Genomic DNA, 19,847 nt, shown 5'->3' with positions numbered 1-19,847 from the left:
TTCGTCAGTGCTGGCTCAGGAAGGCGTCGAAGACGGCGACCGTCCCGAGCGGGTTCTCGACCTGGGGGCCGTGGTAGCTGGCGGGGATGACGACGTACTCGGCGCCGGTGCGCTCGGCCATCGCCCGCTGCCACGGGATCGGCCAGGCGTTGTCCCACTCGCCGTGGGCGACGAGGACCGGCAGACCGGTGGCACGCAGGGCGTCGGAGGCGTCGGTGTGGTCCTCGAGGATGTGGCCACCGGCGACGACGCTGAGCGGGCTCGTCGCGTCGAAGCGGTCGCGCACCATCCGCACGTCGTCGGGCAGTTCGTCGTCGGGCCGGTACGCCCACAGCGGGTTCGTCGAGTCGAACAGCTGCCGGAGGTTCCCGCCGGTGTCGTGCAGGATCGTCAACTCGGCGACCTTGCGGTACGGCCAGCCGTGCGGGCCGGAGCAGAACTGCACGACGTCGCGGAACGCCGTCGGGTCCTGGAGCGCGGCGGCCCGGACGATCACACCGCCGAGTGAGTGCCCGATCAGGTGCACGGGGGCGCCGTCGTCGAGCAGGCGTGCGACCCGGACGACGTCGGCCGCTTCTTCGTCGAGGGAGTAGTCCCGCGGCTCCGTCGGCGCGGCCGAGTCGGCCTGACCGCGTCGGCTGATCGCGACCGCGGTCCAGCCGGCGTCGCGGAGGACGGGCAGGAAGGTCCGCCAGTCCTCCTTCGAGCCGGTGTACCCGGGGACGATCAGCACGACGCCCTTCGACACCCCCTCCGGCACGATCCGGTAGGCCGTCAGCCGACCGACCGGGACGTCGATCCCGACGACGTCGACGCCGTCCGGGGTGGGCAGGTGTCCGAACGGCGGGACCGTCGGGAAGTCGTGCAGGTTCGTCATGCGCGCAGGGTCCTCCGCGGGTTGGGAACGGCGTCGAGGAGGGCGATCGTGTACGGGTCCTGCGGGTTCTGCAGCACCTCGGCCGTGTGACCCCGCTCGACCACGGCGCCCTCGTGGAGCACCATGATGTCGTCCGTGATGAGCCGCGCACTCAGCAGGTCGTGCGTGATGTAGAGCAGGGACACGCCCCACTGCTCGCGGAGGTCTTCGAGCAGCGCGAGCACACCGGCACGCAGCGTCACGTCGAGCATCGAGACCGGTTCGTCGGCGATGATCACCTGCGGGTCGCTCGCGAGCGCCCGGGCGATCACCACACGCTGCCGCTGCCCGCCGGAGAGCTGGTGCGGGAGCTTCTGGGCGAACTGCTCCACCGGGGTGAGGCCGACGGTCTCGAGCAGCTCAAGCATGCGACGGCGGGCATCACGGCCGCGCAGACCGGTGTAGTTCGCGATCGGCCGGGACAGCGTGTACTCGACCGTGTGCAGCGGGTTGAGCGCTGAGTACGGGTCCTGGAACACCATCTGCACCTCGGAGCGCAGGTCCCGCAGGCCGCGCTTGCCGAGGCGGGCGACGTCGAGGTCGCCGAACCGGACGGTGCCGGTGGTCGGCTTCTCGACGCCGGTGAGCAGCTTCGCGATGGTCGACTTGCCCGAACCGGACTGGCCGACCAGGGCGAGCGACTGCCCTGGCTCGAGGGTGAACGACACGTCGCGCACGGCCTGCACCGGCTGCTCACCACGGCGGGGCGCCGGGTAGGTCTTCACGATGTGGTCGACGACGATCGGGTTACGCGCGGCACTGCGCTCGCGGGAGCCGACGGTGCTGAACGACGAGGTCGTCTCCTGCCGCTTCTCGCCGGCCTCGGCACGGAGCGAGCGGTCCGGGAAGCCCGGCAGCGACACCACCTCGGCGCGGGGGTCGGCGTAGTGCGACAGCAGCATCTGCGTGTACTCGTCCTGCGGGTCACGGAGGATCTCGCGGGAGCCGCCGTCCTCGACGATGCGGCCCTCGTGCATGACGAGGACGCGCTCGGTGGCCTCGAGGACGATGCCGAGGTCGTGGCTGATCAGGATCGCCGTGAAGCCCTCGGTGCGCTGGAGCTCGATGATCGTGTCCATCACGGCGTGCTGCACGAGCACGTCGAGCGCCGTCGTCGGCTCGTCGAACACCATGAGCTGCGGCTCGAGCGAGAGCGCCAGGGCGATGGAGACGCGCTGCCGCATGCCGCCGGAGAGCTCCCCGGGGAACCGGGCGAGCATCGACGTCGGCAGCTTCACCTTCTCGATGAGCTCCTTCATCCGGGCGTCCCAGCGGTCGCGCGACACGTGGCCGTGCGCCTTGAAGACGTCGATGAAGTGGTTCCGGATGGTGCGCACCGGGTTGAGCGCGTTCATGCCGGACTGCAGCACCATGGCGAAGCCGCCCTGCCGCTGCTGGCGCAGGGCTTCGTCGTCGAGGTCGCGGATGTCCTTGCCCGCGAAGACGATGCTGCCGCCGTTCGTGCGCGCCGGCGGCTTCTGCAGCCGGGTCAGCGCGTAGCCGAGCGTCGACTTGCCGGAACCGGACTCGCCGACCAGGCCGACGAACTCGCCCTTCTTGAGCTGGAACGACACGTGGTCGACGGCCTGGACGGCGCTCTGGCCGGCCGATTCGTAGACGACCGACAGGTCGCGGACGTCGAGCAGGACGGAGGCGTCGCCTTGGTCGTGACGGGCGTCGGACTGGAGGCCCGTGGCGGCGCCGGTGGGCACCTCCAGGCCGTCTGCCGGGTGCGTTTCTGGCAAGCCGCTCATGCGCGCTTCTCCTTACGGGGCCGTGCGCCGTCGCGCAGCCGCGGGTTGGACACGGCGTCGACGCCGAAGTTGATCAGGGTGAGGCTCATCGCCAGCAGCGCGATGCAGAGACCCGGCGCGAAGAGCAGGATCCACTGCCCGGTGAGGAGCGCGTTCGAGTTCTGCGCCCAGTACAGGATCGTGCCCCAGCTGACGATCGACGAGTCGCCGAGTCCGAGGAACTCGAGGCCCGCCTCGGCGAGGATGGCGCTGGTGGCGGCTCCGAAGAAGCTGCCGACGATGAGGCTCGTCATGTTCGGCAGGATCTCGCGGAACACGATGCGGGTCGCGCCCTCCCCCGAGAACTGGGCGGCGGTGACGAAGTCGCGGCCACGCAGCGACTGCGTCTGGCTGCGGAGCACGCGCGCACCCCACGCCCAACCGGTCACGACGATGACCGCGATGATCACCGCGATGCCGCCGTTCTGCAGGTACGCGGCGATGACGATCATGAGCGGCAGGCCCGGGATGACGAGGAACAGGTTCACGATGAACCCGATGACCTCGGCAATCCAGCCGCGGACGTAGCCCCAGCTGAGGCCGATCGCGACGGCGACGAGCGTGGACAGGATGCCCGCGACCGCGCCGACCATGACCGAGATGCGGGCGCCGTAGATGATCTGGGACAGGACGTCCTCGCCGGCGGCGGTGGTGCCCATCCAGTGGTCGGGCGTTGCGTCGGCAGAGCGGGCGAAGCCGTTCTGGCTGGCGCCGTACGGAGCCAGGAGCGGGGCGAAGACCGCGACGAACACGAAGACGCCGAGGATGATGATGCCGGTCCGGGCCTTCCCGTTCGACCAGACGACGCCGAACTGGCGGGCGGCGGCGCGCCACTTGGACGGCGCTTGGGCTTCTTCTTGGGTACGTACTGCGATCGTGGTCATCGACGCGTCCTCGGGTCCAGGACGCCGTACATGACGTCCACGATGAAGTTGGCGATGAGCACCGACACGGTGATCATCAGGAAGAGGGCCTGCATGAGCGGGTAGTCCTGCCCGATCACGGCGTTGAACAGCAGGTAGCCGATGCCCGGGTAGCCGAAGACCTGCTCGACCAGGACGGAACCGCCGACCACGCCACCGAGCGCCAGACCGAAGCCGGTCAGGTTCGGCAGGATCGCGTTGCGGGCCGCGTAGCGGATGGCGACGGTGCGCCCGCGGAGGCCGTTGGCCTCGGCGAAGGTCACGTAGTCGTCACCGAGCGTGTTGATCATCGCGTTGCGCATGCCGATGATCCAGCCGCCGAGGCTCGTCACCAGGATCGTGACCGCCGGCAGCACCGCGTGCTGCAGTGCGTCGCCGAAGAACGCACCGTTCAGGCCCGGCGTCGTCGTGGCCGAGTAGGCGCCCGTGGTCGGGAACCAGTGCAGCACGTAGCCGAGGAAGAACAACAGCAGCAGGGCGGTCCAGAAGTACGGGAACGTCGACATGAAGCTGCCCGACAGGGTGGGCAGCGAGTCGAGCCAGGTGCCGCGCTTCCACGCCGCCGCGACACCGATCAGGGTGCCGAGGACGAACGCCAGGATCGTGACGACCCCGACGAGGATCAGCGTGTAGGGCAGGGCCTTCGACACGAGGTCACCGACGGGCTGCGGGTAGAACGTGTAGCTCGTGCCGAAGTCGAGGGTGATGACCTGGTGCAGGTAGCTGACGTACTGGTCCCAGAGGTTGCCGGTCGGCACCCCGAGCTGGGCCTCGATGGCCTTCTTTGTGGCGTCGGTGACCGGGCCGTTCTGGCTGAGCTTCGCGAGTGCGGCGTCGGCCGGGCTGCCCGGCATCAGGCGCGGGAGCACGAAGTTCAGCGTGACCGCTGCCCAGAGGGTCAGGACGAAGAGGACGAGTTTCTGGAGGATGTACTTCACTTCTGGTCCTCCTGCTCCGCGGCGTTCTGCTCCTGCAGGATCTGCTTGCCGGCGGCGCTGTCGCGGAGCCGGAGCTTGGTGAAGATGAGCAGCGGAGCCGAGTCGTAGTTCTGCGGTGCCATGTAGGGGTCCTTCGCGCTCGGCCAGCCGACGAACTTGCCGGTGTTGAACAGGCCCCAGAGCCCGCCGTAGTACATGCCGATGACGGGGAGCTCGTCGTAGACGGTCTGCTGCAGCTGGTCGAGGATCTCCTGCTGCTTCGCGGTGTCCGTCGTCGCCTTGTACTCGTCGAGGAGCTTCTGGGTGTCGGCGTTCTTGTACCGCTCGTAGTTGTTGACCGTCGACTTGCCGACGGGCTGGTAGAACTCGCTGCTGAGCAGGGAGTTGAACGCCTGGTAGACGTCGCCGTTGCCCATGCCGCCCATCGCCATGTCGAACGTGCCGTTGTTGATGTTCTGCTGGTACCCGGCGGGCTGCGGCGCCTGGATCGTCACCTTGATGCCGATGGCCGTCAGTTCGCGGCGGACCTCCTGCGCGGCGCGGAGCCAGTCGGAGTAGCCGTTCGCGGTCATGATCGTGATCGCGAGCTGCTTGCCGTCCTTGACGACCTTGCCGCCCTGCACGGTGTAGCCGGACTTCTCGAGGCTGGCGAGCGCCGCCTTCGTGTCCTGCGTGATCATGCCCTTGTCGGGGATGTCCGGGTTGAGGTAGCGCTCCTGGTTCGGCAGGATCAGGCCGGTCTGACCCGCCGCCGACAGGTTGCCCTCGGACGCGGTCTCGGCGATGGCGTCGCGGTCGAGCGCGAGCGAGATGCCCCGGCGGACGTTGACGTCGTTGTACGGCGCCTTCGTGAGGTTCGGGATGAGGCCGATCACACCGCCGGCCGGGAACCACCACTCGTTCGTCTTCGACGCGGCACCCCAGGTGCCCTTGACGTCGGAGATGAACGAGTACGCCCAGTCGTAGCCGCGGGTGACGGTGTCGAGCTGCGTGTTCGTCGCCGGCAGGATGAGGTGCTTGATGGCGATCTTGTCGGCCTGCCAGTACTTCGGGTTCTTGTTCATCGAGTACTGCTGGTCGGTGTAGTTGCCGAGGACGAACGGCCCGGTGCCGACCGGGTTCGGGTCGCGCCAGGTCGTCGGGTCCTTCACACCGCTCCAGTGGTCCTCACCCAGGATGTACGTCTGCCCGATGATCGTCAGGCTCGGGACGTCCTCGCTCTTGAGGTGGAAGACGACGTGGTCGCCGTCCTGCTCGATGCTCTTGATGTGCTGCCAGGCCCCCTTGACGTCCATGGCGGGGAACTTCTTGAGCAGGTCGAAGGTGAAGACGACGTCCTTCGCGCTGAACGGCGACCCGTCGGACCACTCGACACCCGAGCGGATCGTCATGTCGATCGTCTTCGCGTCGGGCTGGCTCCACGCGCTGGCGAGCCAGGGGTTGCGCTTGCCGTCGAGGGGGTTCACCTCGATGAGGGGCTCGTACATCCACTTGGAGGCCGTGCGGGCGTTCGCGATGTACGGGTTGAAGTTGCGGTCGAACAGCGGGTTGCCGCGGTCCGCGTTGATGAGCATCGTGTCCTTGCCGATGGTGGGATCGGGTTCGGAACGGACCTGGATGCTGCAGCCGGTGGCCACGAGGGCCACTGCGGCGAGGCCGGCGATGGCCGCGACGAGGCGGCCTCGGCGGCGGGGGCCTGGGTCACGCGTGCCGCGCGTGCGCTGTGGGGGAAGCGTCATTGCTCGGTCGACCTCCATGTCGATTCGGTACGTGCACAATGTATGCGCTTACATCGTGGCGTGCAAGCGCGGGCGTTGTTTCGCGGGGCGGCACGGTGGAGTGGGGGCGGCGGCGGCGAGCGTCGCATGGTGCGGCCGTCATCATTCGGTGCGAGGTTGCCGTCCTGAGGGCGGGCGGCGCACGGTGCGAGGTGCGCCGACTGGTGCAAGGTTGCCCGCTCTGTGCACTGCTGCGGCCTCGCACGGGGCGCGGAAGGCCGCACGGGATGCGCAACGCCGCACCGTGCGACCTCGCGACGGCACGCCCGCTACAGCGCGGGCGGGCAACTCTCGCGCAGCAGCACCTCGACGGGCAGACGCACCGCGCGCGGCGGCCCCTCGCGGCGTTCGAGCCGGTCGACGATCGCCAGCACGGCAGCACGCCCGAGCGCCCCCATCGGCTGGTGCACCGTGGTGAGCCGCGGCGACGAGAACCGACCGGCGTCGATCCCGTCGAACCCGGTCACGACGAGGTCCTCGGGCACGCGGAGCCCCCGGGCAGCGGCGGCGTCGAGCACCCCGAGGGCAGACTGGTCGTTCGAGCAGACGACGGCGCGCGGCACGTCGTCCGACAGCAGCGACGCCGCGAGCTCCCGCGCCCGGGCCCGCCCGAAGTCGCCGTGCACGATCCGCACCGCCGAGGCCGGCACCCCATGGTCGGCCAGCGCCGCGCGGAAGCCCGCCGAGCGCTCCATGTCATCCGGCGAGTCGATCGGACCCGCGACGTACGCGAGGGACCGGATGCCGAGGCGCCCGATCACGTGCGACGCCAGGGTCCGCATGCCCGCGGCGTTGTCCACGCTGACGGAGTCGAACCCGTGCGAGCGCCGGTCGTCGGCGAGCACCACGACGGGGATGCGGCGGGCGACGTGCTCGAGCAGGTCGTCGGGGACGGTCTGCGCCAGCACGGCGAGGCCGTCGACGCGGCCGGCGACGTCGTTCACGATGACGTCGCGCGACGATCCCCGGCCGGCGGCGACCATGAGCGCGAGACCGCGCTGCCAGGCCTCGGTCTCGGCGCCGCGCAGGACCTCGTCGAAGTACAGGTTGGACGAGAACGGCTGCGTCACGTGGCGCCGGTCGTCGACCACGCGGACGCCGCCGTCGGTGACCAGGTCAGGCCGCTCGTCGGGCACCACGTCGAACCCGGGCAGCAGCAGTCCGACGACGCCGGTGCGCTTGCCGGCGAGGGCCCGGGCGTTGCCGGACGGGACGTACCCGAGGCTCCGGATCGCCGCCTGCACGCGGTCCCGGGTGCCCTCGCGGACGGCGTCGGGGGTGCGGAGCACGCGCGAGACGGTGGCGATGGAGACGCCGGCTGCAGAGGCGACGTCGTAGACCGTGGGAGGTGCGGTGCGCTGGTCGGCCAACCCGTGCCTCCCCTTCGACGTCCGCTGGTGCCGCGCCTCGCGCTGTGCGGCCGGACCATCCTAGGCATGCCGTGTCCCGGGAGTTCTCCACACGGTGCCGGAAACGCTTGCGGGACAGCGGGGGTCGCGCGACACTGTTCCGACCTCAGTACGTCCCGTGAGGAAGCGCACCAGCGGGCCGCGTGCCCGCACCGATCAGGTTGCCCACACGCAGGGGAAGGACACGACATGTCACAGTCGACACGTTCCGGGAGCAAGCTCGCACTCCGCGCGAGCCACGACGAGGCCGAGGTGCGCGACGCGCTGCTCGAACGCACGGATTCGATCCGCACGTTCGACGACCTCGACGCGTCGCAGGAGACGACGGAGCTGCGCTAGCGGCTCGCGTCGGGCCTCCCCCGTCACGGCCAGGAGGCCCGGCGCACCTCGCACACGCCGCCAGCGTCAGCGCTCGGTCGCGCCCACGATCGTCATGCCCGCACCGCGCAGGCGTCGGCGCTCCTGGGCGATCCAGCTGAGCAGCCGGTCGTTCGTGCCGGCGACGTGCGCGGCCACGAGTTCCGCCGCTCGGTCGGCGTCGCCGTCCCGCACCGCGTCGATGATGGCGCTGTGCTCATCCCAGGCGGCGTCGCGCGCCTCGGGAGTACGGACCTCGATCCACCGGGTGCGCTCGAGCCGCGTCAGGGCGTCGGCGATGGCGTCGGTGACGAACCGGTTGCCCCCGAGCGCGGCGAGGTCGAGGTGGAACGTCGACCCCATCCGGATCCCGGCCTGCTGGTCGGGGGTGGGCCGGAGCGCATCGAGGTGCCCGCGGACATCGGCGAGCTGCTCGGGGGTGGCGCGCTGGACGGCCAACCGCGCAGCAGCGGGTTCGAGGATGCCGCGCAGTTCGGCGAGCGAGGCGATCTCGTCGAGGTCGATGGGCGTGACCGTCCACGAGCGCCCCTCGTGCAGGATGAGGCCCTCGCGCTCGAGCCGCGACAGTGCAGCGCGGACGGGTGTGCGTGAGGCGTGGAACCGCGCCTCGAGGCCGCGCTCGGAGATGCGCTCACCCGGTGCGATGTCGAGGGTCAGGATGGCCGCGCGCAGGTTGTCGTAGAGCTGCGCCGTCTGCGACACGGGGGCATCGTCGGTCGGGTCGGTCACGGCGGACAAGCCTAGCGGCGGGATGGCGGGAATGGTATACCGTGATGGTATACCAATCCGTTCCGTGACGAAACGATGCCATGTCGACGACCGACGCCCCGCACCGGAGCACTCCGACGACGCCGGTCACCGGCCGCGCCTGGACGATGCTCGCGCTCGGGGTCGCGGCCCAGGCGGCGGGGACGCTCGTCGTGTCCGCGCCGGCGCTCCTCATCCCCCACCTGCTCACCCGCGGCACGTCCCTGCCGGTCGCCGGGGTCCTCGCCGCCGCCCCGACCTTCGGCATGGTCCTCACGCTCATCGCCTGGGGCGCGATCACCGACCGCTTCGGCGAGCGCATCGTCATCGCCGGCGGACTCGTGCTCACCACGCTGGCCGTGGTCGGCGCCTGGCTGGCTGCGGGTGACCCGGTGCTGCTCGGCCTCGCGTTCCTGGCCGGCGGCATGACGAGCGCCTCGACGAACGCGGCGAGCGGCCGGGTCGTGGTGGGGTGGTTCCCGAAGGAGCGCCGAGGACTCGCGATGGGGATCCGGCAGATGTCGCAGCCGCTCGGGGTGACGCTCGCGGCGGTCACGGTGCCGCAGCTCGCCGAGGGCTCCGGGATCCGCGCGGCCCTGGTGCTGCCGATCGTGCTGTGCGCGGTGCTCGCCGTCTGCTGCGCGATCGGGATCACCGACCCGCCACGCCCTGCCCGAGCCGCGGTGGCGACGACGGCGACCGCGAACCCCTACCGCTCGAGCAGCTTCCTGTGGCGGGTGCACGCGGTGTCGGTCCTGCTCGTGGTGCCGCAGTTCACGCTGTCGACGTACGGACTCGTCTGGCTCGTCGGTCTCGGCTGGTCGACGCCGGCGGCCGGGCTGCTGGTCGGCGCGGCGCAGTTCGTCGGGGCGATCGGCCGGATCCTGGTCGGTGGTTGGAGCGACCGGGCCGGGTCGCGCGTCGGGCCATTGCGCATCGTCGCGGTGAGCGCGGCGGTGGTGATGGCGGTGCTCGCGGTCGTCGACGCGACGCACCTGGCCGGGGCTGCGGTGTTCCTGGTGCTCGCGACGAGCGTGACGGTCGCCGACAACGGGCTGGCGTACACGTCGGTCGCCGAGGCAGCCGGACCGTTCTGGTCGGGGCGCGCGCTCGGGACGCAGAACACCGGGCAGTTCATCGCGGCGAGCGCCGTCGGTCCGGGCATCGGGGCGCTGGTCGGTGCGCTCGGCTTCGCGGCGTCGTTCGGCATCGTGGCGGTGCTCCCGCTGCTCGCGGTCCCGCTGGTGCCCCGACGCGACCGTTCGCACGACTGACCGTTCGCGCCGCCCCCGTCAGCCCTGTTCGTGGTCGGCGCGCTCGGGATCGTCCTGGGACTCCCGTCGGCGGTCCTGCATGAGCTCCTTCGTCCGGAGCAGGCGCAGCGCCGTCACGAGCACCAGCCCACCGAGGACGTTGAACAGCAGCGTGTACCCGAACCAGCCGAGCCACTGCCCGTAGGTGATGTCCGCGCCCGACTGGATCGCCCCGAAGACGAGCAGCGAGTCGAGGATCGAGTGGAAGAGCTGCAGCCCGGCGAGCAGGAAGCCTCCGGCGACGGCGGCGACGAGCTTCGCGGGGTCCGAGTCGGTGCCCTGCTGCATCCGCGTCATCAGGGTGATGGTGCTGCCGCCCAGGACCGCCAGCACGATGCTCTGCAGTCCGAACGGCGCATCGACGTAGTGTTGTGCCGACTCCGAGAGCGTGGCGTGCCACTGTGGGAACGCCTGGACGACGAGCCACATGAACACCCATCCCCCGGCCAAGTTCGCCACGAGCGTGCCGCCCCACAGTCGCACGAGCTGCAGCACGGTCCCCTCGCGGGCGACCACGGCGGCGACCGGCATCAGGAAGTTCTCGGTGAAGAGTTCGCTGTGCGCCAGGTGCAGCGCGATGAAGCCGATGCCGAAGGCCAGCCCGGCGAGCAGGTGGCTGTCGGTCTCGGTGAGCACGGCGAGGTACGCCATCACCCCGAGACCGACCTCGAGGCCGCCGAAGAACCCCGTGACGAGGACGGCCCGGGTCGTCCGTTGCAGCCGCTCCGCGCCCTCCTCGATGGTCGCGTCGAAGGACTCCGCGAGTTCGTCCTCCACGGGTGCGTCGCTGGTGCCGAGCTCACGTCGGCGGTCGTCGGTCATGGCCGGGACGCTATACGCGGCCGTCGTGGCGGCCCGCAGGATCGCGCCGAGACGGACGGGAGGCCCGGTACCAGCTGGCACCGGGCCTCCCGTCCGTCGTCCGGTCACCACTCAGGCGGCCGGCACCGCCGGTCCCACCGGCCACCGCAGCAACGCCGCGGCCGGCGCGCCGTTCGGCAGCGACGCGGCGTTCACGAGCAGCAGCTCCGCGTCGGTGAGGGCGATCGCCCGCACGAGCGCGCACACGGCCGGGACCGGTCCGATGACCGGCGCCCCGGCCGCCTGCTCCGGTGCCGTGGCGATCCACGGCACCGCTCCCAGCGCGAGCAGGGTGCGGTCGCCGATCGCGGCGGCGTCGATCGCGACGACCGAGGCCTGCGCCTGCTGCAGCGCCTCGACCACGGAGCCGATGCCGGCGACCGTCTGGTTGTCACCGCGACCGACGTGCGTGCGGAGCAGGTCCTCGAAGTCGTGCCGCCGGGTCGCGATCACCCGGGCGAGCGCGATGTCGACGTGCTCGACGAGGGCGGTCTCGGACGCGTCCGACGCCCGGGTGTCGACCGGGACCTCGGAGACGACCGCGCGCGCCTCGGTGGACAGCTGGTCGAGCAGGAGGCCCCGTGCGCGGATGTCCCCCGCAACGACGATGAGTTTCGGCTGCAGCCGTCGGAACGCCTCGTCGATGGCGGTCGCGACCTCGTTCTGGTTGTCGCGCCAGATCTCCTCGGTGTGGTGCTGCCACCGCAGGTGCGCCCAGCCACCGCCCTGGAACTTGTGGAGCGTGTCGGTGCGGCCCTGCACGCGGTGCTCGTCGCGCTGGTCCGGCACGTCGGCGTGGCCGAGGCGGTAGGCGCGGTAGCCACCGCCCTCGCGACCGACCTCGACGACCAGGAACGGCAGGTCGAGCGGCCGGTGCGCCAGGAGCGGCAGCAGGTCGGGCACGGGGTCGTGGCCGATCGAGGTCGGTGCGTGCATCGCGCCGGGCAGGACCTCGCTGAGCACGAGCTCGCCGTCGTGCACGAGCACGTACCGACTGACCGGCGCCGGCACCCCGGGCGTCTCCTCGAGCTCGGCCATCACGGTGTCGATGACGTCGGCGTCCGCACCGGCCGACCGGAGCACGTCCTCGGCCTTCCGGCGCTGCAGCGCGGCGAGGTGCTGCGGGTCCTCGCGGTCGCCCGATGCGTCCACGTACGCCCAGGTCCAGGTGCCGCCACGCTTCAGCCGCTCGGCGATGCCGGACTGCAGGTGCGGTGCCTCATTCTGCGTCAGTGCCATCGGTGCTGCCCTCCCCGGTCTCGGTGCGGTACACGGTGGCGTCGGCCCCGTCGCCCTCGCCGGAGGGCAGGGGGTCGGCCAGGTCCGCGTCGTCCTCGGGGAGGACGTTGGTGGCGTCGTCCTGCAGTTCGCCCTCGAGTTCGCCGTCGTACCCGGAGGCGGTGACCGTCTCCGGGGCGTCGGTGTCGTCGGGGACGGGCTCCGACTGTCGGAACTCCTCGACGTGCGCGTTGCTGCCGTGCCCCTGGACGATGCTCTGCGCCTCGTGCGCGAGCTGCTCGTCGAGTTCGGCGCGGTGGGTGGTGTTCCCGCGTTCGATCATCGCTTCTCCTCCCGGTCGTGCCACCGGCGGCCTTCGCCGTCCGGGGCGTCGGTGTCTGCTGGACCCACCGTCCGCGCCCGGGCCTGGGGCCGTTCCAAGGTCAGCCGGGAATGCGCAGTGTCGGTACGGTCACGAAACCACACCGCTGTTCGGTTCTGTGGTTGGGTGTGGGCAACCCCGATCAACGACGAACGGAGTGTGGCAATGGCGCCACCGGAACGACCCATCACGAGACGACACCTGTTGGGCTTCGGCCTCGGCACGGCAGCGGCGGGGCTCCTCGCCGGCTGCGCGGTCCCTGGCTCGACCAACGTGAACAAGGCGGCCCTCGTGCCCGCCGCGGCGTCGGGTGAGACCGTCCAGCTCACCTACTGGGCCTGGCTGAAGGACCTGCAGAAGGTCTGCGACGTCTGGAACAGGACGCACCCGGACATCCAGGTGACCGCGAACTGGATCCCCGGCGGCAACAGCGGCGGGTACCAGAAGATGTACTCCGCGCTCGCGGCCGGCGGCGGCCCGGACATCGGGCAGGTCGAGCTCCGGCAGATCCCCGAGTTCATGCTCGCGAACGGCCTGGTCGACCTGGCCCGGTACGGCGCGAAGGACTTCGAGTCGAAGTACGACGAGGCCGCGTGGGCGCAGGTGTCGTTCGTCGACGGCATCTACGGCATCCCGCAGGACACCGGCCCGATGGGCTTCTACTACCAGACCGCGATCCTCGAGCAGGCCGGCGGCGAACCCCCGACGACGTGGGACGAGTGGCGCGACCTGGCCGACAAGGTCCGGAGCACCGGCGGGCAGAACTACCTCGAGGTGTTCCCGGTCGCCGACGCGTCGCCGTTCGCCGCGTACGCGCAGCAGGCCGGTGCGCGCTGGTTCAAGGTGGACGGCGACGAGTGGGTCGTCGACATGACCGACGACAAGACCCTCATGGTCGCCGACTTCTTCGACGGGGTGATCGACGACGAGCTGGTCGACACGAGTGCCGGCGCGTACTCCCCCGGGTGGTACGCCGCGGCCGCGAGCGGCAAGATCGCCGCGGTCACGAGCGCGAGCTGGGGCGACGCCCTGATCGAGTCGGTGCAGGGCGGCGAGGGCAAGTGGAAGGTCGCCCCGATGCAGAAGTGGGGCGCCGACGGCTTCGGCTCGAGCGCCATCGGCGGGTCGACCGCCGCGGTCCTGGCGAACGCGAAGCACCCGAAGGAGGCGCTCGAGTTCATCACGTGGATGACCACCTCGAAGGCGGGCATCGACGCGATGATCAAGTACTGCGGCATCGGCTGGTCGCCCGCCGTCGACTACATCGGGGCACAGCGCCAGCAGCCGTCGAAGTGGTTCTCCGGGCAGAACTACAACGAAGAGGTCTTCGTGCCGGCGTCCCAGGAGCAGAACGTCGAGTGGTCGTGGTCCCCCGTGACCCAGTCGGCCTTCACGTCACTGCAGAACCAGTTCCGCCGCAAGCTCACCTCGGGCCTGAAGCTCAGTGACGCGGTGGAGCTCGCACAGCGGGAGATTGTCCAGTCCTTCAAGGACAAGGGCCTCAGCGTCAGGACGGCACGATGACCCAGCAGACCACGACCCGGCCGACGACCGGCCGGGCGACGACCACGACGCCTGCCTTCCGCACGAGCACGAAGGCCACGAGCGCGCAGAAGCGTGCCCCGTGGATCCTGCTCGCTCCGTTCCTGGCCCTGTTCCTGCTGACGTTCGTCATCCCGATCATCAGCGCCCTGTTCCAGTCGTTCACGACCGTCGACCGCGAGGGCCTGTTCGGCGAGGACGGCGTGGTCGGCCGGTTCGCCGGGTTCGACAACTACGCGATCGCCCTGCAGGACAGCGGGTTCGTCGCCTCGATCGGCCGCATGCTGCTGTTCGGCATCGTCCAGGTCCCGGTGATGATCATCGCCTGCACGATCCTCGCGCTGCTGCTCGAGTCGGCGAGCGCCCGCTGGCCGGGCTTCTTCCGGGCGATCTACTTCATGCCCTACGGCGTCCCCGGGGTCATCGCCACGATCCTGTGGTCGTTCCTGTACGTGCCCGGCCTGTCGCCGATCGTGTCGCTGCTGCAGTCGATGGGGCTGCAGCCGGACTTCCTCGGCGCGAACAGCGTGCTCTGGTCGATCGCGAACATCGTCACGTGGACCTACACCGGCTACAACATGCTCATCATCGTGGCGCAGCTGAAGTCGATCCCCGGCGAGGTCTACGAGGCCGCGAAGGTCGACGGCGCGAACGCGTTCCAGGTCGCGTGGCGGATCCAGATCCCGCTCATCGCACCGGCCCTGGTGCTCACGACGGTGTTCTCGATCATCGGCACCCTGCAGCTCTTCGCGGAGCCGCAGATCCTGTCGACGGTCGCCCCGGCGATCGACACCGAGTACACGCCGAACTACGCCGCCTACACGAACGCGTTCGCGTTCAACGAGTACGGCGTCGCGAGTGCGCAGGCGGTCATCATCGCGCTGGCCGCGTTCATCCTGTCGTTCACGTTCCTCGCGCTGACGAACCGACCACCCAAGGACGAACGCGACCGCCGCAAGCGCGCACGGCGCGACGGCCGGGAGGCCCGCACCGCGCTCCAGACGCGCGCTGCGGCGGGCAGCACGGTCACCACCCAAGCCGACCCGGGCCTCTCCCCAATGGCACGGCCGGAACGTCGCTCCGCCAGCTCCGCGACGCTCCGGAACCGGCCACCGGGGGCCCAGGCCAGGTCCGGTCTGCAGAACGGAACGAAGGGGGCGGACGCATGACCAGCGAAGCCATCGAAGCGCCGGCCACGGCGAAGACCGCCGTCCCCGTCGACACCACGTCGATCTCGGCGCACCAGCGACGGAAGCTCGACCGGTCGCCGCGCTCGCAGATCGTCGTGACGGGGATCCTCGTCGTCGTCGCGCTGTACTTCATCGTCCCGCTGTACTGGGTCGTCATCGCCGCGACGAAGACCACGGGCGCGCTGTTCTCGACCAACGGGTTCTGGTTCGGCGGCGAGTTCGCGCTCTGGAGCAACCTGCAGCAGGTGTTCACCTACGACGGCGGCATCTTCGTCCGGTGGATCGCGAACAGCGTCCTGTACTCCGGCGTCGGTGCGGTCCTGGCGACCTACTTCGCCGCGGCCGGCGGGTACGCGCTGGCGAAGTACGACTTCCGGGGGCGGCAGTTCGTGTTCGGCACGATCCTCGGCGGCGTGCTCGTGCCCGGCACCGCGACGGCGCTGCCGCTGTTCCTGCTGTTCTCGTCGATGGGCCTGACCGACACGTACTGGAGCGTGCTCATCCCGAGCCTGGTGTCCCCGTTCGGCCTGTTCCTGTGCCGCGTGTACGCCCAGGCCTCGGTGGACACGACCCTGCTCGAACAGGCCCGCATCGACGGCGCCGGGGAACTGCGGATCTTCCACACCGTGGTGCTCCGGCAGATGACCCCGGCGCTCGTCACCGTGTTCCTGTTCCAGGTGGTCGGGATCTGGAACAACTTCTTCCTGCCGCTCATCATGCTGGCAGACCAGAAGCTGTACCCGATAACACTGGGACTGAACAACTGGCGCTCGCAGGTCGACCGCCTGCCGGAGTTCTACCAGCTCACCACCGGCGGGGTGCTCGTGTCGGTCATCCCGCTCGTCATCGCCATCATCGTCCTCCAGCGCTTCTGGCGCGGAGGCCTCACGGAAGGATCGGTCAAGGGTTGACCCACTCCGCACTCTCGTCCACCGCACCCGGCTCCGACTCGCGGCTGGCACCCCGTGCCTGGCTGCACACCGACGCCCCGTCGCTGTCACTGAACGGCGACTGGCGGTTCCGGTGGTCGCCCGTCGCCTCGGTCTCCGAGGACTTCGCGACCGAGGGCGGGGAGGACGACGACCCGGCCTGGGGCGAGCTCCCGGTGCCGTCGCACTGGGTGCTGCACGGGCACGGGGCACCGAGCTACACGAACCTGCAGTACCCGTTCCCCATCGACCCGCCGCACCCGCCGGAGGAGAACCCGACCGGTGACCACCGCCGCACGTTCGAGCTGCCGTCGTCGTTCGCCGCGGCGGGCCGGGTGCTGCTGCGGTTCGACGGGGTCGAGTCGCACTTCCGGGTGTGGCTGAACGGGACGCTCGTGGGGTGGTCGACGGGCTCGCGCCTGGCGACCGAGTTCGACGTCACCGACCTGCTGCGGTCGGGGGCGAACGAGCTCGCGGTCCGGGTGCACCAGTGGTCGGCGGCGTCCTACCTGGAGGACCAGGACCAGTGGTGGCTGCCGGGCATCTTCCGCGACGTCACCCTGCTCGCCCGGCCCACGGCGCCGATCGACGACGTGTTCGTGCGCGCCGGTTGGCGAGCGGCGCTCGGCACGGCTGCCTCGGCGGGTACCGCGGCGTCGGGACGGCCGGAGACGGGGACCGGCACGATCACGTTCCCGACGCTCGACGCGGTGTTCCCGGTGCGGTTCGCGGTGCCCGACCTGGGCGTCGACGTGACCTGGGCCACGGCGGACGACGTCGCGCCGGTCGAGGTCGAGGGCGTCGAACCGTGGAGCGCCGAGCTGCCGAAGCTGTACGACGCGACGCTGTCGACGGGGAGCGCCTCGGACGGTGAGACGGTCTCGCTCCGGCTCGGGTTCCGCACCGTGTCGATCGTCGGCGACCGGTTCCTGGTGAACGGCGAGCGTGTGGTCTTCCACGGCGTGAACCGGCACGAGACCCACCCCGTGCGCGGCCGGGTGTTCGACGAGGAGCACGCCCGCGCCGACATGGCGCTGATGAAGCGGAACAACGTCAACGCCATCCGCACCTCGCACTACCCGCCGCACCCCCGCGTGCTCGACCTGGCCGACGAACTCGGGTTCTGGGTGATCCTGGAGTGCGACCTGGAGACCCACGGGTTCCTGTTCACCGACTGGGTCGGCAACCCCTCCGACGACCCGGCGTGGGCCGAGGCCTACCTCGACCGGATCGCCCGCACCGTCGAGCGCGACAAGAACCACGCGTCGATCGTGATGTGGTCGCTCGGCAACGAGTCCGGCACCGGCCGGAACCTCGCGGCGATGTCGCAGTGGGTGCACGACCGCGACCCCGAGCGTCCGGTCCACTACGAGGGCGACTACACGGGCGAGTACACCGACGTCTACTCGCGGATGTACCCGACGCTGCAGGAGACCGAGTCGATCGGCGGCGGCACCCCGACTCCCCTGCTCGGCTGCGGCCCGGCCGAGGCCGCACGGCAGCGGTCGAAGCCCTTCATCCACTGCGAGTACGTGCACGCGATGGGCAACGGCCCCGGGCAGATCGCCGAGTACGAGGCCCTGGTCGACCGCTACCCACGACTGCACGGCGGGTTCGTGTGGGAGTGGCGGGACCACGGCCTGCTCGCCAAGACACCCACCGGCGAGGACTACTACGCCTACGGCGGGGACTTCGGCGAGGTCGTGCACGACGGCAACTTCGTGATGGACGGCCTGGTGCTGCCCGACGACACCCCGACCCCGGGGCTCGCCGAGTTCGCGGCCGTCGTGGCCCCGATCCGCCTGGCGGTCTCGGACACCACGGTGCTGGTCGAGAACCGGTACCACTCGGCCTCGACCGCCGGGCTCCGGCTGTGCTGGACCCTGTCGCGCAACGGCGTCGTCGAGGCATCGGGGCGCCTGTCCACGGGCATCGTCGCGGCCCGGGAGTCGGCGACGGTCCCGGTGCCCTCGGAGGTGCTCGACGCGGCCACGTCCGAACTCGCACCCGGCGACGAGCTCTGGTTCGACCTGACCGTGGAACTGGCGGGGCCGACCGCGTGGGCGGACACCGGCCACGTCGTCGCACGCACCCAGCGGCTCGTCGCGGCGCGCGCTGCGGACGCACCACGTGCCTCCCGGCAGGGGTGGGACGGCGACCGACTCGGCGAAGGCGAGTTCACCCCCCGCGGGGACCTAGTGTCCTGGAAGGGCCACGAGGTCGCGGGGCCCCGGCTGGAGCTCTGGCGTGCACCGACCGATAACGACCGCCTGGCGTCGCAGGGCGGCTACGAGACCGCGGACCCGGTGCTCACGCACGGGGTCGGCGACCCGACCGCTCCCCCGTCGGCGTCGCGCTGGCGCGACCGAGGGCTGGACCGGCTGACGCACCGGCTGGTGTCGGTGTCGCGCACCGACTCCGGTCTGGAGCAGCGGGTGCGCGTCGCGGCGGCGAACAGCGGGTGGGGCCTCGAGGTCACGCACCGCTGGACCCTGACCTCCGACGGGCTCGTGCTGCAGACCGACGCCGTGCCGTTCGGCGCGTGGGACGTCACGTGGCCGCGGATCGGGGTGCGGTTCGACCTGCCGTCGTCACTGGCCGATGCGGACGCCACCTGGTTCGGGACCGGACCGCTGGAGTCGTACGCCGATTCTTCGCACGCTGCCCGTGTGGGCCGGTTCACCGCTCCGGTGCGGTCACTCGGGGTGGAGTACTCGCGGCCGCAGGAGACCGGGCACCGGCCCGGCCTGCGTTCGTTGTCCGTCGGGCCGTTCACCGTGTCGACGGTCGGGTCGCACCGTGCGGGGTTCACCCTGTCGCCGTGGACCGCGCAGCAGGTCGACCGGGCCGAGCACCCGTACGAGCTGCCGACGTCCGACCACCTGTACCTGTACCTCGACGCCGCGCAGCACGGGCTCGGCAGCCGGGCGTGCGGGCTCGACGTGCTGCCCGAGCACCAGCTCTGGCCGCAGGCCTTCAGTTGGAGCGTGCTGCTGGGCTAGGCGGCCCCCCGCAAAACACCGGTGTTCGCACGTTGCACACCCGCATCCCGCGGCGTGCAGTGCGAACACCGGTGTTTTGCGACCAGGCCCTAGGCGTCGGCGGACAGGGCGGGCAGCGCCTCGGGGTCGCTCGCGTTCAGGAAGTCGGTCAGGCGCTCGGCCTCGCCCGGCTCCTCGATCGCCTCGGCCGCACGGCGCAGGGCGAACAGGGCGCGCAGCACGCCACGGTTGGGCTCGTGCGACCACGGCACCGGCCCGACACCGCGCCAGCCGGCCTTGCGCAGGGCATCGAGCCCGCGGTGGTACCCGACACGGGCGTACGCGTAGGACTCGAGGGTCGCGCCGCGCGCCCACGCCTCGTCGGCGAGCAGCGCCCACGCCAGACTCGACGACGGGTAGGACACCACCACGCTGGCGACGGGGGCCTCCGCCTCGAGCGCGGCGGTCACCTCCGGCTCGGCGGGCAGCAGGGTCTCGGGGTTCGACGACGGGGTCGGCAACAGGTTCTCCGGCATGCCCCCAGCCTGT

Annotated in this window: 16 protein-coding genes and 1 pseudogene; 6 read left to right on the top strand and 11 right to left on the bottom strand. The window is 70.8% G+C overall.

Features of this window, described 5'->3' with window-relative positions:
- Positions 1–4: 4 nt before the first annotated feature.
- The 6 genes from KK097_RS12960 to KK097_RS12935 form a co-directional block, all read right to left on the bottom strand.
- The gene (locus tag KK097_RS12960) at positions 5–877 is read right to left on the bottom strand and encodes an alpha/beta fold hydrolase (RefSeq protein ID WP_214529974.1); all 873 of its coding nucleotides are present in this window, start codon (positions 875–877) and stop codon (positions 5–7) included.
- On the bottom strand, positions 874–2,670 hold the full coding sequence (locus KK097_RS12955) for an ABC transporter ATP-binding protein (RefSeq protein ID WP_214529975.1): 1,797 nt from the start codon (positions 2,668–2,670) through the stop codon (positions 874–876). The genes KK097_RS12960 and KK097_RS12955 overlap by 4 nt, the downstream gene beginning before the upstream one ends.
- A complete protein-coding gene (locus KK097_RS12950) occupies positions 2,667–3,593 on the bottom strand; it encodes an ABC transporter permease (protein WP_214545101.1) in 927 nt (308 codons plus the stop codon). Before KK097_RS12950 ends, KK097_RS12955 begins: the two co-directional genes overlap by 4 nt.
- On the bottom strand, positions 3,590–4,570 hold the full coding sequence (locus KK097_RS12945; protein WP_017886395.1) for an ABC transporter permease: 981 nt from the start codon (positions 4,568–4,570) through the stop codon (positions 3,590–3,592). The genes KK097_RS12950 and KK097_RS12945 overlap by 4 nt, the downstream gene beginning before the upstream one ends.
- Positions 4,567–6,309: an ABC transporter substrate-binding protein gene (locus KK097_RS12940; protein WP_250896732.1), complete on the bottom strand. Its 1,743-nt coding sequence runs from the start codon at positions 6,307–6,309 to the stop codon at positions 4,567–4,569. The genes KK097_RS12945 and KK097_RS12940 overlap by 4 nt, the downstream gene beginning before the upstream one ends.
- A gap of 308 nt (positions 6,310–6,617) precedes the next feature.
- Entirely contained in the window at positions 6,618–7,718 is a 1,101-nt protein-coding gene (locus KK097_RS12935) for a LacI family DNA-binding transcriptional regulator (RefSeq protein ID WP_214545100.1), read from the bottom strand.
- A gap of 228 nt (positions 7,719–7,946) precedes the next feature.
- On the opposite strand from KK097_RS12935, the gene KK097_RS12930 reads away from it, so the two are divergent.
- Positions 7,947–8,096, top strand: coding sequence for a hypothetical protein (locus KK097_RS12930; RefSeq protein ID WP_214529978.1), 150 nt, complete (start codon positions 7,947–7,949; stop codon positions 8,094–8,096).
- A 66-nt stretch (positions 8,097–8,162) separates the two neighbouring features.
- On the opposite strand, the gene KK097_RS12925 is transcribed toward KK097_RS12930, so the two are convergent.
- Positions 8,163–8,864: a GntR family transcriptional regulator gene (locus KK097_RS12925; RefSeq protein WP_307858382.1), complete on the bottom strand. Its 702-nt coding sequence runs from the start codon at positions 8,862–8,864 to the stop codon at positions 8,163–8,165.
- Positions 8,865–8,944: 80 nt separating this feature from the next.
- Here KK097_RS12925 and KK097_RS12920 point away from each other — a divergent pair, with 80 nt between their 5' ends.
- Positions 8,945–10,156 (top strand): MFS transporter, encoded by a 1,212-nt coding sequence (locus KK097_RS12920; RefSeq protein ID WP_214545099.1) that lies wholly within the window; start codon positions 8,945–8,947, stop codon positions 10,154–10,156.
- 18 nt (positions 10,157–10,174) lie between these two features.
- On the opposite strand, the gene KK097_RS12915 is transcribed toward KK097_RS12920, so the two are convergent.
- The 3 genes from KK097_RS12915 to KK097_RS12905 all read right to left on the bottom strand — a co-directional run bounded on the left by KK097_RS12915 (position 10,175) and on the right by KK097_RS12905 (position 12,617).
- Positions 10,175–11,017: a formate/nitrite transporter family protein gene (locus KK097_RS12915; RefSeq protein WP_214545098.1), complete on the bottom strand. Its 843-nt coding sequence runs from the start codon at positions 11,015–11,017 to the stop codon at positions 10,175–10,177.
- A 111-nt stretch (positions 11,018–11,128) separates the two neighbouring features.
- On the bottom strand, positions 11,129–12,295 hold the full coding sequence (locus KK097_RS12910) for a baeRF2 domain-containing protein (protein ID WP_214529982.1): 1,167 nt from the start codon (positions 12,293–12,295) through the stop codon (positions 11,129–11,131).
- Complete coding sequence (locus tag KK097_RS12905) at positions 12,276–12,617, bottom strand: hypothetical protein (protein ID WP_111224780.1); 342 nt, start codon at positions 12,615–12,617, stop codon at positions 12,276–12,278. Before KK097_RS12905 ends, KK097_RS12910 begins: the two co-directional genes overlap by 20 nt.
- 204 nt (positions 12,618–12,821) lie before the next feature.
- Here KK097_RS12905 and KK097_RS12900 point away from each other — a divergent pair, with 204 nt between their 5' ends.
- The 4 genes and pseudogenes from KK097_RS12900 (at position 12,822) to KK097_RS12885 (ending at position 19,319) form a co-directional block, all read left to right on the top strand.
- Positions 12,822–14,180 (top strand): ABC transporter substrate-binding protein, encoded by a 1,359-nt coding sequence (locus KK097_RS12900; RefSeq protein WP_214545097.1) that lies wholly within the window; start codon positions 12,822–12,824, stop codon positions 14,178–14,180.
- Positions 14,177–15,127, top strand: a pseudogene (locus tag KK097_RS12895) (carbohydrate ABC transporter permease); the annotation flags it as partial. The gene KK097_RS12900 and the pseudogene KK097_RS12895, both read left to right, overlap by 4 nt.
- 236 nt (positions 15,128–15,363) lie before the next feature.
- Positions 15,364–16,299 carry a carbohydrate ABC transporter permease gene (locus tag KK097_RS12890; protein ID WP_250896731.1) on the top strand — a complete coding sequence of 312 codons (936 nt, stop codon included), beginning with the start codon at positions 15,364–15,366 and terminating at the stop codon, positions 16,297–16,299.
- Positions 16,296–19,319: a glycoside hydrolase family 2 TIM barrel-domain containing protein gene (locus KK097_RS12885; protein WP_214545096.1), complete on the top strand. Its 3,024-nt coding sequence runs from the start codon at positions 16,296–16,298 to the stop codon at positions 19,317–19,319. The genes KK097_RS12890 and KK097_RS12885 overlap by 4 nt, the downstream gene beginning before the upstream one ends.
- An 89-nt stretch (positions 19,320–19,408) precedes the next feature.
- On the opposite strand, the gene KK097_RS12880 is transcribed toward KK097_RS12885, so the two are convergent.
- The gene (locus KK097_RS12880) at positions 19,409–19,834 is read right to left on the bottom strand and encodes a DUF3151 domain-containing protein (RefSeq protein WP_214545095.1); all 426 of its coding nucleotides are present in this window, start codon (positions 19,832–19,834) and stop codon (positions 19,409–19,411) included.
- Between the last annotated feature and the right edge of the window lie 13 nt (positions 19,835–19,847).

The sequence above is a fragment of the Curtobacterium flaccumfaciens genome, from assembly GCF_018598405.1.
GTDB classification, from domain to species: Bacteria; Actinomycetota; Actinomycetes; order Actinomycetales; family Microbacteriaceae; genus Curtobacterium; species Curtobacterium aurantiacum.
Note: the sequence above shows the minus strand (reverse complement) of the source record. Positions and strands in the feature narration are given on the sequence as shown.

Bases quoted from the DNA above. Each gene is read 5' to 3' on its own strand.
- KK097_RS12960 (WP_214529974.1), bottom strand. From the start codon at position 877: ATGACGAACCTGCACGACTTCCCGACGGTCCCGCCGTTCGGACACCTG.
- KK097_RS12955 (WP_214529975.1), bottom strand. From the start codon at position 2,670: ATGAGCGGCTTGCCAGAAACGCACCCGGCAGACGGCCTGGAGGTGCCC.
- KK097_RS12950 (WP_214545101.1), bottom strand. From the start codon at position 3,593: ATGACCACGATCGCAGTACGTACCCAAGAAGAAGCCCAAGCGCCGTCC.
- KK097_RS12940 (WP_250896732.1), bottom strand. From the start codon at position 6,309: ATGACGCTTCCCCCACAGCGCACGCGCGGCACGCGTGACCCAGGCCCC.
- KK097_RS12930 (WP_214529978.1), top strand. From the start codon at position 7,947: ATGTCACAGTCGACACGTTCCGGGAGCAAGCTCGCACTCCGCGCGAGC.
- KK097_RS12920 (WP_214545099.1), top strand. From the start codon at position 8,945: ATGTCGACGACCGACGCCCCGCACCGGAGCACTCCGACGACGCCGGTC.
- KK097_RS12915 (WP_214545098.1), bottom strand. From the start codon at position 11,017: ATGACCGACGACCGCCGACGTGAGCTCGGCACCAGCGACGCACCCGTG.
- KK097_RS12910 (WP_214529982.1), bottom strand. From the start codon at position 12,295: ATGGCACTGACGCAGAATGAGGCACCGCACCTGCAGTCCGGCATCGCC.
- KK097_RS12905 (WP_111224780.1), bottom strand. From the start codon at position 12,617: ATGATCGAACGCGGGAACACCACCCACCGCGCCGAACTCGACGAGCAG.
- KK097_RS12900 (WP_214545097.1), top strand. From the start codon at position 12,822: ATGGCGCCACCGGAACGACCCATCACGAGACGACACCTGTTGGGCTTC.
- KK097_RS12890 (WP_250896731.1), top strand. From the start codon at position 15,364: ATGACCAGCGAAGCCATCGAAGCGCCGGCCACGGCGAAGACCGCCGTC.
- KK097_RS12880 (WP_214545095.1), bottom strand. From the start codon at position 19,834: ATGCCGGAGAACCTGTTGCCGACCCCGTCGTCGAACCCCGAGACCCTG.